This is a genomic window from uncultured Phyllobacterium sp. (assembly GCF_902479695.1).
GTDB lineage: Bacteria > Pseudomonadota > Alphaproteobacteria > Rhizobiales > Rhizobiaceae > Phyllobacterium > Phyllobacterium calauticae.
The window spans coordinates 14,500-31,123 of sequence record NZ_CABSQF010000034.1; the positions used below are offsets into that span (position 1 = coordinate 14,500).

10 protein-coding genes are annotated in these 16,624 nt (G+C 61.4%); 5 read left to right on the forward strand and 5 right to left on the reverse strand.

Features of this window, described 5'->3' with window-relative positions; all coding sequences use genetic code 11:
• The first annotated feature begins 13 nt into the window (after positions 1 to 13).
• From RDL77_RS18310 to RDL77_RS18320, 3 genes are read left to right on the forward strand one after another with little or no spacing between them, the layout of a single operon-like run.
• Positions 14 to 700: a response regulator transcription factor gene (locus tag RDL77_RS18310; RefSeq protein ID WP_223611368.1), complete on the forward strand. Its 687-nt coding sequence runs from the start codon at positions 14 to 16 to the stop codon at positions 698 to 700.
• Positions 697 to 2,100: a HAMP domain-containing sensor histidine kinase gene (locus tag RDL77_RS18315; protein ID WP_223611367.1), complete on the forward strand. Its 1,404-nt coding sequence runs from the start codon at positions 697 to 699 to the stop codon at positions 2,098 to 2,100. Before RDL77_RS18310 ends, RDL77_RS18315 begins: the two co-directional genes overlap by 4 nt.
• Positions 2,097 to 5,081: a bifunctional [glutamine synthetase] adenylyltransferase/[glutamine synthetase]-adenylyl-L-tyrosine phosphorylase gene (locus RDL77_RS18320; RefSeq protein WP_288194133.1), complete on the forward strand. Its 2,985-nt coding sequence runs from the start codon at positions 2,097 to 2,099 to the stop codon at positions 5,079 to 5,081. The genes RDL77_RS18315 and RDL77_RS18320 overlap by 4 nt, the downstream gene beginning before the upstream one ends.
• A gap of 6 nt (positions 5,082 to 5,087) precedes the next feature.
• On the opposite strand, the gene RDL77_RS18325 is transcribed toward RDL77_RS18320, so the two are convergent.
• A complete protein-coding gene (locus tag RDL77_RS18325; RefSeq protein ID WP_288194134.1) occupies positions 5,088 to 7,433 on the reverse strand; it encodes a PAS domain-containing sensor histidine kinase in 2,346 nt (781 codons plus the stop codon).
• A gap of 302 nt (positions 7,434 to 7,735) precedes the next feature.
• On the reverse strand, positions 7,736 to 10,381 hold the full coding sequence (gene pepN / locus RDL77_RS18330; RefSeq protein ID WP_288194135.1) for an aminopeptidase N: 2,646 nt from the start codon (positions 10,379 to 10,381) through the stop codon (positions 7,736 to 7,738).
• Positions 10,382 to 10,673: 292 nt separating this feature from the next.
• Between pepN and RDL77_RS18335 the strand changes: the two genes are divergently transcribed.
• Positions 10,674 to 11,588: a DMT family transporter gene (locus RDL77_RS18335; protein ID WP_223612367.1), complete on the forward strand. Its 915-nt coding sequence runs from the start codon at positions 10,674 to 10,676 to the stop codon at positions 11,586 to 11,588.
• Positions 11,589 to 11,590: 2 nt separating this feature from the next.
• On the opposite strand, the gene RDL77_RS18340 is transcribed toward RDL77_RS18335, so the two are convergent.
• From RDL77_RS18340 to RDL77_RS18350, 3 genes are all read right to left on the reverse strand, one after another.
• A complete protein-coding gene (locus RDL77_RS18340) occupies positions 11,591 to 12,838 on the reverse strand; it encodes an MFS transporter (protein WP_223611363.1) in 1,248 nt (415 codons plus the stop codon).
• Positions 12,839 to 12,940: 102 nt separating this feature from the next.
• Positions 12,941 to 13,771, reverse strand: coding sequence for a uracil-DNA glycosylase family protein (locus RDL77_RS18345; RefSeq protein WP_288194136.1), 831 nt, complete (start codon positions 13,769 to 13,771; stop codon positions 12,941 to 12,943).
• Between the two features lie 71 nt (positions 13,772 to 13,842).
• On the reverse strand, positions 13,843 to 14,442 hold the full coding sequence (locus RDL77_RS18350) for a hypothetical protein (protein ID WP_288194137.1): 600 nt from the start codon (positions 14,440 to 14,442) through the stop codon (positions 13,843 to 13,845).
• A gap of 426 nt (positions 14,443 to 14,868) precedes the next feature.
• On the opposite strand from RDL77_RS18350, the gene RDL77_RS18355 reads away from it, so the two are divergent.
• Positions 14,869 to 16,536, forward strand: coding sequence for an electron transfer flavoprotein-ubiquinone oxidoreductase (locus RDL77_RS18355; protein ID WP_288194139.1), 1,668 nt, complete (start codon positions 14,869 to 14,871; stop codon positions 16,534 to 16,536).
• The last annotated feature ends 88 nt before the right edge of the window (positions 16,537 to 16,624 follow it).

A 16,624-nucleotide genomic window follows, 5' to 3' on the forward strand; every position in this document is an offset into this window, starting at 1 on the left:
TTAGAATGACGTCATGAAAATTCTCGTTATTGAAGATGACCGTGAAGCGGCCCGTTATCTGGAAAAGGCCTTTGCCGAGGCCGGGCACTCCGCCGATCTGGCAGGCGATGGCGAGACCGGCTATACCCTGGCGGAGCAGGGCAGCTATGATGCGCTGATCGTTGACCGCATGCTGCCGCGCCGTGACGGCCTGTCCGTTGTCGCCGCCCTGCGCGCCCAGGGCATCGATACGCCGGCGCTCATTCTTTCCGCGCTGGGGCAGGTGGATGACCGGGTGACCGGCCTGCGCGCCGGCGGCGATGATTATCTCACCAAACCCTATGCATTCTCGGAATTGCTGGCGCGCATCGAAGTGCTGCAGCGCCGTTCCAGCCCGAAAGAGGCGGAAACCATGTACCGGGTCGGCGATCTGGAACTCGACCGCCTGTCCCACACGGCCAAGCGCGCCGGCCAGGCCATTGTCCTGCAGCCGCGTGAATTCCGCCTGCTGGAGTATCTGATGCGTCACTCCGGTCAGGTGGTGACCCGCACCATGCTGCTTGAGCATGTCTGGGATTATCATTTCGACCCGCAGACCAATGTGATCGACGTGCATGTCTCGCGCCTGCGCGGCAAGATCGAGAAAGGTTTCGACACGCCCCTGCTGCACACGGTGCGCGGCGCCGGCTACATGCTCAAGGCTGGCGGAATCGATGCATGAGCCGCTTTCTTGCCATGATGAAAATGACAGCCGTCCGGCTGTCAGCGCTGTATCTTCTGCTTTTTACCGTTTGCGCCATCGTGCTGGTCTTCTACATGACCAGTCTTTCCGTCAATCTTCTCACATCCCAGACTGAAGCCGCCGTCAACGAGGAGGTCGAAAGCGTCGGCCAGTCCTATCAGCGCGCCGGCATTGCCGGTCTTGTACGTTCGGTTGACCGGCGCAGCCGTCAGCCCGGCGCCTATCTCTATCTCGTCGCCGATCCCGCCGGACGCATCGTCGCCGGCAATGTGCAGAGTATCGAGGCGGGTGTTCTGCAGACCGACGGCTGGATCGAGCGGCCGATTGCCTATGAACGCTATGGCGAAACCAGCAGCGATCCGCAGGTGCATACCGCCATCGCGCGGGTGATCGTCATGCCCAATGGCATCCGCGTCATGGTCGGCCGCGATCTGGGCGAGCCGGAAAAGATCCGGCTCGTGGTCCGGCGCTCGCTCGGCGCAGCGCTGGGCATCATGGGCGTCGGTGCGTTTCTGATCTGGTTTTTCGTCGGGCGGCGCGCATTGCACCGGATCGATGAGGTTTCCGCCGCGTCGCAGCGCATCATGGGCGGCGATCTCGCCGGACGCCTGCCGGTCAGCGGGTCGGGCGATGAGTTCGACCGTCTGGCCGCCAATCTCAACGGCATGCTGGCGCGTATCCAGGAATTGAACGAGGGGGTGCGCCATGTCTCCGACAACATCGCGCATGACCTCAAGACACCGCTGACCCGCATGCACAACCGGGCGGAATCCGCCCTTGCCAATGCCACGACCACCAAGGCCTATCGGGCCGCGCTGGATGGGATGATTGCCGATTCCGACCAGCTGATCCGCACTTTCAATGCCATTTTGATGATTTCGCGGCTGGAATCCGGTTATTCCTCCGAGACGATGGAGCTGTTGCCACTGTCGACGGTCGTGCAGGACGTCTATGAGCTGTACGAGCCCACGGCCGAAGAGGCGGGCATCCGTTTCGTGCTCGGCGCGGAGGATGCAACGCCGGTCCGCATCAACCGTGAACTGGTCGGGCAGACCATCTCCAATCTGGTCGACAACGCCATCAAATATGCCGGCGGCGGTGAAAAGCCGGTGGAAATATCCCTCGCTGTGGAAAAGCAGGATCACACGATCCGGGTGATTGTCACCGACAATGGCCCGGGCATCCCGCCCGATCAGGTGGATCGGGCCACGGAGCGTTTCGTGCGCCTGGAGGAAAGCCGTTCGCAACCGGGGTCAGGACTGGGTCTCAGTCTTGCCAAGGCGGTGATGAAATTGCACGGTGGCACTCTGGAATTGCAGGACAATGCTCCGGGGCTGCGCGCTGTGCTCGCTTTCCCGGTGGGGGAGGAGACCAAATGAATGTCAGGACCAGGGCATCCGGCCTTGATGATGCAGCGTTTTTCGCCCGCGATCTGCGCCCGCTGACACCGCTGGACAAGAAGGCGGCTGCCGCCTTTCTGGCCGAGCTTGCCGACAGCGCCGCCGGGAAGGAATGCCCTGCCACCGCTGGCGTGAAGGGCCATGGACAAGCGGCGGCCTTCCTCGCGGCTGTCCTCGACCTCTCGCCCTATCTGCGCACGGTCTTCATCCGCCGCCCTGCCATCCTGGAGCCGCTGTTCACCATGCCGCTGGCACAGCGTCTTGACGCGCTCATGCAGAGCGTGGCGGCAAGCTCGGAAGCCGAAAACATCACCGAAACCGGCATTATGGCTGTCCTGCGCCAGTTGAAACTGGAGGGGCATGTGCTGATCGCGCTGGGCGATCTTTCCGGCGTGTTCGATACGGCAGAAACAACCCGCTGGCTGTCGCGGCTGGCGGAAGAAAGCGTACGGGCGGTCGTGCGGTTCCTGCTGCGCGATGCGCACGAGTCCGGCAAACTCAAGCTTCCGGACCCGGAACACCCGGAGAAGCAGTGCGGCTGGATCATCCTCGCCATGGGCAAGTTCGGCGCGTTCGAACTGAACTATTCCTCTGATATCGACCTGATCGTCTTCATCGACGAGCACAGCCCGGCCATTCCCGATCCCTATGAATGCGTCGAAACGTTTTCGCGGCTGACGCGGCGTCTGGTGCGCATCCTGCAGGACCGCACGGCCGACGGCTATGTCTTCCGCACCGATCTGCGCCTGCGCCCGGATCCCGGATCAACCCCGCTGGCAATTCCCGTCGGCGCAGCGCTCAACTATTATGAGGGGCGCGGCCAGAACTGGGAACGTGCCGCCATGATCAAGGCGCGGCCCGTCGCCGGCGATATCGTCGCGGGCAGGCAGGTGCTGGCGGAGCTTGCGCCCTATGTCTGGCGCAAATATCTCGACTATGCGGCCATTGCCGACGTGCATTCGATCAAGCGGCAAATCCATGCCCACAAGGGCCACGGTGAAATTGCCGTGCGTGGACACAACGTCAAGCTTGGTCGGGGCGGCATCCGCGAAATCGAATTTTTCGTGCAAACCCAGCAGCTGATTGCCGGCGGCCGCTTTCCGCAGCTGCGCGGCTCGCGCACGGTGGACATGCTGGCGGCGCTCAACGGCCTTGGCTGGATCAGTGCGGAGGCACGCGACACGCTGGTGGAGAAATACGGCTTTCTGCGCGATGTGGAGCACCGCATCCAGATGATCGCCGACGAGCAGACCCACATGCTGCCGGAAGACGACGAGAATTTCCTGCGGGTGGCCCACATGATGGGCTATCGCGACGGTGACGCCTTTGCCGCCGATTTCCGCCAGTCGCTGAAAACGGTCGAAACGCACTATGCGGCGCTGTTCGAACAGGCGCAGGAACTGGCGGGCGAGGCCGGCAATCTGGTGTTCACCGGCGATGTCGACGATCCTGATACGCTGGAAACCCTGGCGAAATTCGGTTTCGAACGCCCGAGCGATATCTGCCGCGTCATCCGCACCTGGCATTTCGGCCGCTACCGCGCCACCCAATCGGCGGAATCGCGCGAGCGCCTGACTGAACTGACGCCCGTGCTGCTCAAGGCCTTCGGCGCGACGAGCCGGGCCGACGAAGCGCTGATGCGTTTCGATGAGATGATCAAGGGCCTGCCCGCCGGCATCCAGCTGTTCAGCCTTTTGCAGTCCAACCCGCGGCTGCTTGATCTGCTCGTCCTGATCATGGGCGCCGCGCCGCGCCTTGCCGACATCATCACCCGCAAGCCGCATGTGTTCGACGGCATGCTCGATCCGGCGATTTTTGCCGATATACCGACCCGCGCCTATCTGGCCGAGCGGCTGGAAAATTTTCTTGGACCAGCCAAAGTCTATGAGGACATCCTTGACCGCCTGCGGATTTTTGCAGCCGAGCATCGCTTTCTCATCGGCATCCGGCTTCTGACCGGCGCCATCGACGGTATCCGGGCAGGCAAGGCCTTTTCCGATCTCGCCGATCTGGTCATCGACCGGGCCTTGCAGGCGGTGATCGACGAATTCGCCAGCAAGCACGGCGTCGTGTCCGGCGGGCGCATCGCCATTCTCGGCATGGGCAAGCTGGGCAGCCGCGAGCTGACCGCAGGCTCCGACATCGATCTCATCCTGCTCTATGACCATGATGCGGATGCCGAGGAATCCGATGGCGAAAAGCAGCTGGCGCCATCGCAATACTATATGCGGCTGACCCAGCGCCTGATCGCGGCGCTTTCCGCCCCGACGGCGGAGGGCGTTCTCTACGAGGTGGATTTCCGCCTGCGCCCCTCCGGCAACAAGGGGCCGGTGGCGACGCATATCGATTCCTTCCGTAAGTATCAACGCACGGAAGCCTGGACCTGGGAACACATGGCGTTGACCCGGGCGCGACCCGTGGCGGGCGATACCGCGCTGTTCGGTGAGATCGAAACAGAAATCAGCGAGATTCTCAGTCTGCCGCGCGATTCGGCAAAGATTGCCAAGGACGTGGCCGAAATGCGGGCACTGCTGGAAACGGAGAAGCCGCCGCGCGATGCCTGGGACATGAAGCTGGTTCCCGGCGGCATCATCGATCTGGAATTCATCGCCCAGTTCGCCGTGCTCACCGGCAATGTCGAGGGTCCGATCATCGCCCATTCGACGGCTGAGGTGCTGACAAAGCTCAAGGCCGGTTTTGCCGAACCTGTCGTGACGGATCAACTGGTGGGCGCTGCCAATCTTTATACGGAGCTGACCCAGATCATCCGGCTGTGCCTGAACAGCGACACCCGGCGCGAGGATTTTCCGCCCGGTCTCGGCGATCTCCTGTGCCGCGCCTGCGACCTTCCCGATCTCGGGCGGGTGGAAACCCATCTGGAAGACACGGCCAAATCCGTCCGCAAGACATTCAATGCAGTACTGCGTGAAGCGCGTGCAAACAAATCCAGCGGAAAGTAGAGCGTTCTAAACCCGCCATTCCTCCCGCACCGGGCCGATGGTCCGGGTGGGGATGCGCACGGAGACGATGGTGCCGACGCCCTCGGTCGAGCGGATTTTCAGCGCGCCGCCATGCAGCTCGGTCAGCGAGCGGGAAATGGCAAGCCCGAGGCCCGAACCCGTATGGGTCTTGGTGAACTGGTTTTCCACCTGTTCGAATGGCTGGCCGATCTTCTTCAGCGCCGATTTCGGAATACCGCAGCCCGTATCCTCGATGGTGAACACCAGCGCGCCCGACACCTTGCGCGCCCGCACCGAGATGCGTCCGCCCATATCGGTGAATTTCACCGCGTTCGACAGAAGGTTGATCAGGATCTGCTTGATCGCCCGCCGGTCGGCATTGAGCGTGACGCTGTCGGCGATTTTTGTTTCCACCTTCACGTCCTTGTTCAGCGCCTGCAGCGAGACGACGCGCACCGTCTCGTTGATCAGCGGGCAAAGGTCGATCTCTTCACGGTCGAGCGAGAAGTGACCGGCCTCGATCTTCGACATGTCGAGAATGTCATTGATCACGTTGAGCAGGTAATTGCCGCTGGTGTGGATGTCCTGCACATATTCCTCGTAGCGGTCTGAACCGAGCGGGCCGAACGTGCCGGAATGCATGATTTCGGAGAAGCCGATGATGGCGTTGAGCGGCGTGCGCAGCTCGTGCGACATGTTGGCGAGAAATTCGGATTTCGCCCGGTTGGCCGCCTCGGCGCGTTCCTTCTCCACCGCATATTTGCTGTTGAGTTCGGTGAGTTCGAGCGTGCGCTCGACTTCGGATTTGCGCGCAAGGCTGAGGTCGTGAATGGTCGCCATCAGGCGGCGCTCGCTGTCGACCAGCCGCTCTTCGTGCACCTTCAATTGGGTAATGTCCGTGCCCACCGACACCAGACCGCCATCCTGCGTGCGCCGTTCATTGACCTGCAGCCAGCGGCCGTCGGCCAGCTGCCGTTCGAAGGTCAGCGCGCCGGCACGGCCGTGTTCATTGGCCATGCGCTTTTCAAACGCAACAGCGCGGATGCGCGGCTCCAGTTCATCCCTGCCGATGCCGGGAAGCAGGCATTCATTGGCGAGGCCGGAATATTCGTTGAACTTGCTGTTGGACATGACGAGGCGATTGTCCGCATCCCAGAGAACGAAGGTTTCGGAAATGCTCTCGATGGCTTCGCGGATGCGCTGGTCGGCCTGTGCGGTCTGTTGGGCAAAGCGGTGCTGTTCGCTGACATCGACGGCGACGCCGACGAGATGCGTGTCGCCGACGGTGGCATCGGCAACCTGCGCGCGCACCCGCATCCAGACCCAGTGGCCCTCGGCGTGACGCATGCGGAACACCCGGTCGATCTGGCTGATCTCGCCCGCTGCCACCTGGGCGGCCAGACCGTACAGCTTGTCGTCGTCCTCGTGGATGATGGATGAAATATCCCCCAGCGACAGGATCGCGTCATAGGCTTCATAGCCGAGCATTTCATACATGGACCGCGACCAGTAGACCCTGCCGCGCGCCATGTCCCAATCCCACAGCCCGCAGCGTCCGCGTGCCAGCGCCGTATCCACCCGCGCCTGGGTGTGCTGGTAGAGCGCATCGGCATCCTGCGCCCGGGCCGACTGGCTGAAATAGGCATAGAGGACCACCAGCATGATCGCGGCAGTTCCGGCGAACAGGGTGACATTGACGGATATCATCCGCCGCCATTCGGCAAAGATCGCATCGACCGGATGCATGACGAAGACGGAATAGCCGCCGCTGCCGGTCCGGCTGAACGCGGCAAGGCCCGTCGTGCCGTTCATGCGCACTTCCATCACCCCGGCGCGTTCGCCGAACAGGAACAGCGGCTGGCCGTCGGTGACAAAACTTTCCAGATTCTTGTCGCGCCAGCGGTCGCCGCCATCCGACGAGGCGACGATCTTCGATTCACCCGAGGCAATGGCGATCCACATGCCATGCGGGATGAGGTCGTTGGAACGCATCTCGGCGATGATGTTCTGCAGCTCGCCGCTGTCGAGTTTCTGGCCGGCCTTCATCCGGTTGTCGATGATGCTCGCCATGTGGTTCGCGGCCAGCGCCAGCGTGGCGCGGGCCGTCCGCTCCGTGTCGTCGCGCCATGACAGGAGCGACATCGCACGGGCCGTTGCGAGGATGATGAGGAAAATAATGATCAGCGGTGGAATGGCACGGCGCAGGTAAGGCTCCGCCGCCAGCAGCTTGCCGTAGGCAGGGTCAGCGAGAAGTTTGATATGACCGGAAAGACGGGTGCGCCCCCGCGCAGTCTCCCGCTTTCCGGCATAATCCTTCCCCGTCGGCGCGCGATACGCGTCCGCATTTGCCATCGAATGGCCCCCTCAATTGCCTGTATAATCAGTGATTTGCTTCGCCACGCCGCACATCCGAAGCACCTGTAGTGAATCAAAACTGATTCGGTGTGTCCAGTCCTTTTGTTAAATATTTAGCAATCATTGTGGCAACCATGAATCAGTTTTGCAGCCGATTCGACTAAGCCTTTGAAAAGACTCCACGTCCGGAAAAGGCCGGCGAGGGGTAAAACTATGCCCCGGCCGGTGGATAACCGGCCGGGGCATCAAAACGGGGAAGAGACAACCGAATCTTCAGGCAAAACCGGTGTGAAGCAGGCTCAGGCGAGCGTCCTTTGAACGATGTCGCTGACGTCGGCGGAGAGGTCCTTGACCACGGCGATGGAGGCCAGGGCCTCGCGCGCATGCTCGCGCCGCACCGCCTCGAACGAGCGCCAGGAACGCATGGCTGTCAGGAGCCGCGCCGCAAGCTGCGGGTTCTTCTTGTCGACGGTCAGGATGGTCTCGGCGAAGAACCTGTAACCCTCGCCATCGGCACGGTTGAAACCGGTCTGGTTGCCGCTGGAGAAGGCGCCGATCAGGCCGCGTGTCCGGTTTGGGTTGTCGAGCGAGAACAGCTTGTGAGTCATCAGATAGCGCACCCTGGCCAGGGCGCCTTCGCCCGGCTGGGTCGCCTGGACGATGAACCATTTGTCCATGACGAGGGCATCATTGCCGAAGCGGTCCTCGAATGCCTTGAGCGCATTCTTTGTCTGGGTGCTGTCGCCGAAGCGCTGGACGAGCACCGCCAGTGCCGCGACGCGGTCCGTCATGTTGTCCGCATGGCTGAATTGGGCCGCCGCGCGTTTCGGGCTGCCGTCGGCAGCGCTGAGATAATCGAGCAGCACATTGCGCAAGGCACGCCGTCCGGCGCTTGTCGCATCCGGCTTGAACGGGCCGCTGTGGTCGAGATCGTCATGCAGCTGATCGAATTTGGCGGCATGCGCTTCGGCGACGGCGAGAATGAACGCCTCGCGGCTGCCCAGAATCGCGTCGGGGTCGATATTGCTGCCGAGTTCCCGGGCGATATCGCTTTCCGACGGCAGGCCAAGGCACAGCGCCCGGAAGGCCTCGTCCAGATTGCTGTTGAAGGCGATTTCGCCGAGAAGCTTGATCGACGAGCTTTCAATGGTGGCGGACTTGCCGCCGCGCACGCGCTTGGCGTTGCTGGTCAGTTTCGCCGTCAGCAGCTGCGTCAGTGCCTGCCAGCGGTTGACGGCGTCGCCGTCGTGGCGGGCGAGGAACGTCAGATCGGAGCGGGTGAGTTCACTGGTCATGGTGACCGGAGCGGAGAAACCGCGCAAGAGGGAGGGCACCGGCCGTTCGGTGATGCCGGAAAAGCTCAGCCGTTCCTTGCGCTTGAACAGATGGATGACATCGCCCTTGACCGTTCCACCCTTGACGGATTTCGGCCTCAGCTCACGCCCCTTGGCGCCCAGCAGGGCAAACTGCACGGGAATGTGCATGGGCTTCTTCGACGATTGTCCGGGGGTGGCCTTCAGCGACTGTTCGATCTCGATTTCGAAGGTCTGCGTCGCCTGATCGTAATCATAGGTGATGGCGAGGTTGGGCGTACCGGCCTGATCGTACCAGAGGGCAAACTGGCTCAAATCCTCGCCGGAGGCCTCCTCGAACACCTTGATGAAGTCCTCGATTGTCGCCGCATCGCCGTCATGGCGCTCGAAATACAGATCCATCCCCTTGCGGAAGAGATCGGCGCCGAGAATGGTGCGGATCATGCGCACGACTTCCGAGCCCTTTTCATAGACGGTTGCCGTGTAGAAATTGTTGATCTCGCGGAACTGGCGCGGGCGCACGGGATGGGCGAGGGGGCCGGCATCTTCCGGGAACTGGTGGGCTTTGAGACCCTTGACCTCGGCGATGCGCTTGACGGCGCGCGAGCGCATGTCGGCGGAAAATTCGTGATCGCGGAAAACCGTCAGGCCTTCCTTCAGGCACAGCTGGAACCAGTCGCGGCAGGTGATGCGGTTGCCCGTCCAGTTGTGGAAATATTCGTGGGCGATCACCGCTTCGATGCCGGCATAATCGATGTCGGTCGCGGTCTCGTGGTCGGCAAGCACATATTTGTCGTTGAAGACGTTGAGCCCCTTGTTCTCCATCGCGCCCATGTTGAAGTCGGAGACAGCAACGACGTTGAAGACGTCGAGATCATATTCGCGGCCGAAAACATCCTCGTCCCACTTCATCGAACGCTTGAGCGCATCCATGGCGTAGAGCGCGCGCGGCTCCTTGCCGTGCTCGACATAGATGCCGAGATCGACGGGGCGGCCCGAGGCGGTGGTGAAACTGTCGGTGATGACCCCGAGATCGCCCGCCACAAGTGCAAAGAGGTAGGCAGGCTTGGGATGGGGATCGCGCCAGACGGCAAAATGCCGGCCATCGGCCAGGACACCCTTTTCGCCCGGATTGCCGTTGGCCAGAAGCAGCGGCGCTTCCACGGCATCGGCTTCAACGCGGACCGTATAGACGGACAGAAGGTCAGGCCGATCATAGAAATAGGTGATGCGGCGGAAGCCTTCGGCTTCGCACTGGGTGCAGTAGACGCCGCTGGACCGGTAGAGGCCGGTCAACTGGCGGTTGGTGGTCGGATTGACTTCCGTGGTGATCTGCAACGTGAACGTGCCGCTCTCGGGCAGGGCGCTGATTTCAAGGCGGTCCGGTGTTGCCACGTAGGCATTGTCGCCCAATGCGACGCCGTCGATGCTGATGTCGATGAGTGTGAGTTCGTCGCCGTCAAGGACAAGCGGTGCATCGGTGGCAACGCCCGGCCGGCGTTCGATATGCAGTGTCGACTTGACGATGGTGCGCTCGGGATGGAGCGAGAATTCAAGGTGGGTTTCAGGAATAAGAAAATCGGTTGGCTTGTAATCTTCAAGATGAAAGATCTGGCCGGTATCGGTACGCATTGGGAAACTGTCCTTTTTGTGGTGCCGGACCGTAGCCGTGTTTGCCCCGGCATACAACAAAGCAGCCGGTTTTTTCCGCGTATGCTGTTGCTTTTGTTCACTTCCGTATGTGCTTGGAACATGCAACGTGATCGCATTGGTATCTGGAAGGATTCGTCAAAGTAACCTATACAGATATATCAATTCTGTTTCTCTCCGTTCGCTCCCTCAAGGAATACCAGTCGTGACAACTATCGTTCACCAGAAAGACGGTGGACCGCCCCTCACGGATAAGGTGCGCAGCACCAATGTCATGCTCGGAATTGGCCTCAAGGTCGCTTCGGTCTGCGTCTTCGTCTGCATGTCGAGCCTGCTGAAGGCGTCGGACGGCATCCCCGCGGGACAGCTGGTGTTTTTCCGCTCCTTCTTCGCCATCTTTCCGGTTGTCGTGTTCATCGCGTGGCAGGGCCAGCTGAACGTCGCGTTCAAGACCAACGAACCCTTCAGCCACTTCTGGCGCGGTTTTGTCGGCGTCAGCGCCATGAGTGCCAGTTTCTACGGCCTTACCAAGCTGCCGTTGCCGGAAGCGATTGCCCTCAGCTATGCCACGCCCCTGCTGACCGTATTGTGCAGCGCCGTGTTCCTGCGCGAGACCGTGCGGCTTTACCGCTGGAGCGCTGTGTTTGTCGGGCTCATCGGCGTGCTGATCATTCTCTGGCCGCGCATGACGTTCTTCACCGGTCAAAGCGAATTCGGCGGGGAAGAGGCAATTGGCGCGCTCGCCACCCTTTGCGGGGCGGGGCTTGCGGCCATCGCCATGCTGCTGGTGCGGCGACTGGTCCAGACTGAACGCACCCCGACCATCGTCGTTTACTTCTCGATTGCCTCGAGCGTCATCGCGCTGGTCAGCCTGCCTTTCGGCTGGGTCTGGCCCACGCCGATGCAGGCGACATTCCTGGTCATGGCCGGTATTGCCGGCGGCGTGGCGCAAATCCTTCTGACCGAGAGCTACCGGCACGCTGACATGTCGACCATCGCGCCGTTTGAATATACGTCGATGCTGCTCGGCCTGGTCATCGGCTACATGCTGTTCGGCGATATTCCGTCCAGCGAAATGATGACGGGTGCGGTCATCGTCATCAGCGCCGGCATCTTCATCATCTATCGCGAGCGCCAGCTCGGGCTTGCCCGGGCACGGGCGCGCAAGGCCTCGACGCCGCAGGGCTGACCCTAGTCGTCCTTGGCCGCGCTGATGGCCGGGTTGAGCTGCAGCGTTTCCGGCGTCTGCGGCCTGTCCGGCGCGCGGTAGACGAAGTCCGGCCGCTCCGACGGCACCTGCCGGGCCCGGCGCAGGCTGCGCCAGAAGGCGTAGGAACCGTAGGCTGCGTAGCAGCCCGCCATGGTCATGAAGAAACCGGCGGGGCCGGTGACATCCATCAGCCGCCCGGCAATCTGCGGGCCGATCATGCTGCCGATGCCGTAGACGATCAGCAGCCCGCTCGAGACTTTGACGAATTCGCTCGGCTCGGCAAAATCATTGGCATGGGCGACGTTGAGCGAATAGATCGGAAACAGCACCGTGCCGAAGGCGAACATCAGGGAATAGATGACCCAGGGGGTAACAGGCTGCACGATGATCATGGTCACGGACAACAGGACGCCGACAATACCGGCCACCACCATCACATAGCGCCGGTCGACAAAGTCGGAGATGCGCCCGATGGGATACTGGAAGATGGCGCCGCCGATCATGGCGCTGGCAATCATCGTGGCGATATCGAAGGTGGAAAGACCGATTTCGCGGCCATAGATCGCTGACAGGAAATTCCACGCGCCCGCTATGATACCGGCAATCAGCGAGCCGATCATCGCCGCCGGCGATTTGCGGTAGAGGCCGGACAGGTCGAGCGAAACCTCGGTCAGCGGGCGCGGCGACTGGGCATTGGAAAGCCCGGTTGGCACGAGGGCTGCGGCATAGATCAGCGCACCGATCATGAACAGCGCCTGTGTCGCCGGGTTGCCGAACGGCAGGATGTATTGCCCGACCAGCAGGCCGATCATCGATACGATCATGTAGATTGAAAACACCATGCCGCGTGTGGCGTTGGTCACGCGCTCGTTCAGCCAGCTTTCAATCACCATGTAGCTGCCGGCCAGCGAGAAGCCGGCAAGCGCCCGGAACAGGGTCCAGGCCCACGGGTCGATGATGAGCCCGTGCAGCAGCATCGACATGCTGAGCAGGGTCAGGAGAACGGCAAAGACGCGGACGTGGCCGACGCGGCGCACCAGACGCGGAACGACAATGCAGCCACCGGTGAAGGCGAGGGCATAGCCCGTGCCAAGCCAGCCGACCGTGGTCGGCGACCAGCCTTCTATTCCTGCGCGCAACGGCAGCAGAATGCCTGCCAAACCGCCGGCGGTCAGCATCAGGAAGGTGCTGGTCAACAGTGCCGCAATCGGCAAGAGCTGGCGAAACATATGGGGACCCTGCGTTTCTGCACCGGAAAGTACAGCTTTCACCGGGCTTCAGAGCCGGAAATTACGACACTGTCATTCCAGTTTTGCGCCATGGCATATGAATTATTGCGTGAGGGCGCGCAACTGTATTTTGGCGGCAATGAAATCACGCCAGGCAAAGCGCTTCTGGGCTGAATTGCGCAGGAGATAGGCCGGATGCAGCGTCGGCATGACCGGGATGTCGATCCCCGCAGCCGTGCGGTGGGTTTTCCAGTTGCCGCGCAGCCGCAAAATGCCTTCCGGCGCATGCGTCAACGCCTTGGCGGCGGGGCCGCCGAGGGCAACCAGCAGTTTGGGGCCGGCAAGTTCGATCTGCCGTTCGAAGAACGGGCGGCAGATCTCGGTTTCCAGCGGCGTCGGCGTGCGGTTGCCCGGCGGGCGCCAGGGAATGGTGTTGGCGATGTAGACGCCGGTGCGGTCAAGGCCGATGGCGCTGAGCATCCGGTCGAGCAACTGCCCGGAACGGCCGATGAACGGCACGCCTTCCAGATCCTCTTCGCGTCCCGGTGCCTCGCCGACGAACATGATGGGGGCGTGCGGATTGCCGTCGGCAAAGACCAGGTTCTTGGCAGTGAATTTCAGATTGCAGCCATCGAAGGATGCAAGCTGCTCACGCAACTGTTCAAGCGTGGTGGCGCTCGAGGCGAGCTGCCGCGCCAGCGCAATCTTGGTGTCGTCGGGGACGGAGGTCTTGTTCAAGGCCGGCGCTGCCACCGGTTGCGGCTCCGGGCGTGGCCGCTCGGCCTGCGGTACTGCTTGGCGCGTTGCTGCGGGCGGCTGAACAGGCTTGCGTGCGGGCTCCACTGCGGCAAAGCGATCGACCGGCGCGTCTTCGAGCGGTGTGTCGGCACCGGCTTCGGCATAAAAGTGCAAGAGTTCACGCAGGTCGGGCAATGGCTGATCCTTGAACCCGGATTGGAGCGGGTCTCCCCTTCAAGTCGCAAATTGCGCGCGTGATTGCAAGGTCAGGTGGAGGGAATGCGCGGCTCCTGCACCAGATAAAAGATGCGTTTGGGCGTAAAATCGCCGATAGGGAAATCCATGCTCACATTTGCCTTTGGATCTACCTTGCCATCATGAAACAGCATGCGGTCATAGGGCTCGAAATCGTCGTCGTAGGCGGTAAACAGATTGGAATGGATCATCCCGGTCACATCGCAGGGCTGGCAGAAGGACAGCCCGTCGCTATAGTCGCTCGGCTCCCCGAGCAATGACTGCAATTCGAAGAAAAACTCCTGCCACGGGCGGCCGCTGCCGTTGATGGCCCGGATCTGCAGATGGAACAGCAGGCCAAAACCCTGGGGCACGAAGCCTGGCTTCCCCACGCTGGCGTTGCGAATGACGAGCGTGACCGGAACGATATCATTCAGCTCTTCGGTGATGACGATCGGATCTTCGGTTGTGCCGGTGCCACTGACCGAGCGGATGCTGAACCCGCCCATTTCATCAGAAAAACTATAGGGCCCAACGGTCCATTTTTTCTGCTCCTGCGCCGCAGAATGGGTAAAAATCATGGTGACAGCCAGAACACTGCCCATTGTCCGGATCATCCAGAGTGATCTCATCCCGTCCCCGCTTGTTGGTTATCCCCGATCCACCAGCAGTTTTTTATGCGAGACATGTCAATGGAGGCGAGTATGAACGAAATGCGCAAAGGCGCAACTGGGTTGACCGGCCTGCGGATGGCCTGAGCTTGTCGAAGGGCGAACCATGCACAATGGCCCTGCAATCTCGCCTGAGAAACACCGGCAAATGCCCTTGATGTCACAGCCGTTATCCTGTTCCCCGCCCATTGGAAATTCCGCTGCACACGGGCTAAAATATTGACGTTTACGTTAAGGTAAATTATAAATTGTGGAAATGGTCGTAGGATGAGGGCAATTGGCCGCATCTTGAATGGATGCTAGCCTCTGTCATACGGCTATTGTTGCGTTACAAATGGGAAAAACACAGGCGAAGTGTTTGCGGGGCATAGCATTCAGGAGGACTTCATGAGCGAGACAAACGAACTTCCAGAGCGGGAGAGCATGGAGTTTGATGTCGTGATTGTCGGCGGTGGCCCATCGGGCCTGTCAGCGGCGATCAGGCTCAAGCAGATCAATCCCGAACTGTCGGTCGTCGTGCTGGAAAAGGGCGGCGAGGTCGGTGCCCATATTCTTTCCGGCGCGGTCGTCGATCCCATCGGCGTCGACAAGCTCTTGCCCGGCTGGCGGGACGAGGAGGGACACCCCTTCAAGACACCCGTGACAGCGGATCATTTTCTGGTTCTGGGGCCGGCAGGCTCCGTCCGCCTGCCGAATTTCGCCATGCCGCCGCTGATGAACAATCACGGCAATTTCATTGTTTCGCTGGGCAATGTCTGCCGCTGGCTCGCCACCAAGGCGGAAGAGCTCGGCGTCGAGATTTATCCCGGATTTGCCGGTTCCGAAGTTCTCTATGACGATAGCGGCGCGGTCATCGGTGTGGCCACCGGCGACATGGGCATCGAAAAGGACGGTTCGCACGGTCCGGCCTATACGCGCGGCATGGCGCTGCTCGGCAAATATACACTCATCGCCGAAGGCGCGCGCGGCTCGCTCGCCAAACAGCTCATCAGCAAGTTCAAGCTCGATGAAGGCAAGGAACCGGCCAAGTTCGGTATCGGCCTGAAAGAGCTCTGGCAGATCGATCCGGCCAAGCACAAGCTGGGCCTGGTGCAGCATTCCTTCGGCTGGCCGCTTGACCTGAAGACGGGTGGCGGTTCGTTCCTCTATCACCTCGAGGACAATACGGTGGCCGTCGGCTTCGTCATGCACCTCAACTACAAGAACCCCTATCTGTCGCCGTTCGAGGAATTCCAGCGCTTCAAGACACATCCCGCCATTCGCGGTACGTTCGAGGGCGGCAAGCGCCTTGGCTATGGTGCGCGCGCCATTACCGAAGGCGGCTGGCAGTCGGTGCCGAAACTGTCCTTCCCCGGCGGCGTGCTGATCGGTTGCTCCGCCGGTTTCGTCAACGTGCCGCGCATCAAGGGATCGCACAATGCCATGCTTTCGGGCATGCTGGCGGCGGAACATGCGGCGGCGGCACTGGCTGCGGGACGGGCCAATGACGAACTCATCTCCTACGAAAACGCCTGGCGCACCAGCGAGATCGGCAAAGACCTGAAGCGGGTGCGCAACGTCAAGCCGATGTGGTCGAGACTCGGCACCGTCGGCGGCGTGGTGCTTGGCGGCATCGACATGTGGCTGAACACGATTTTCGGCGGCTGGTCGCCCTTCGGCACGTGGAAGCATGGCAAGTCCGACGCGGCGTCGCTGGAACCGGCGGCCAAGCACAAGCCGATCGCCTATCCCAAGCCCGATGGCGTCTTGACCTTCGACCGCCTGTCCTCGGTGTTCCTGTCCAACACCAACCACGAGGAAAACGAACCGGTCCACCTCATCGTCAAGGATGCAGCGCTGCAGAAATCGTCGGAACACGATGTCTTTGCGGGGCCATCGACGCGCTATTGCCCGGCGGGCGTTTATGAATGGGTCGAGGAAAGCACCGGACCGAAGTTCGTGATCAACGCCCAGAACTGCGTTCACTGCAAGACCTGCGATATCAAGGACCCGAACCAGAACATCAACTGGGTGCCGCCGCAGGGCGGCGAGGGGCCGGTCTATACCAGCATGTGATGAAAAGCCCGGTTGATCCGGGCTTTTTTCCGATTGAGACCCGGGTAAAAGCTCGCGTCTTTTGTCGATCAACCGACCCGTACCGGAG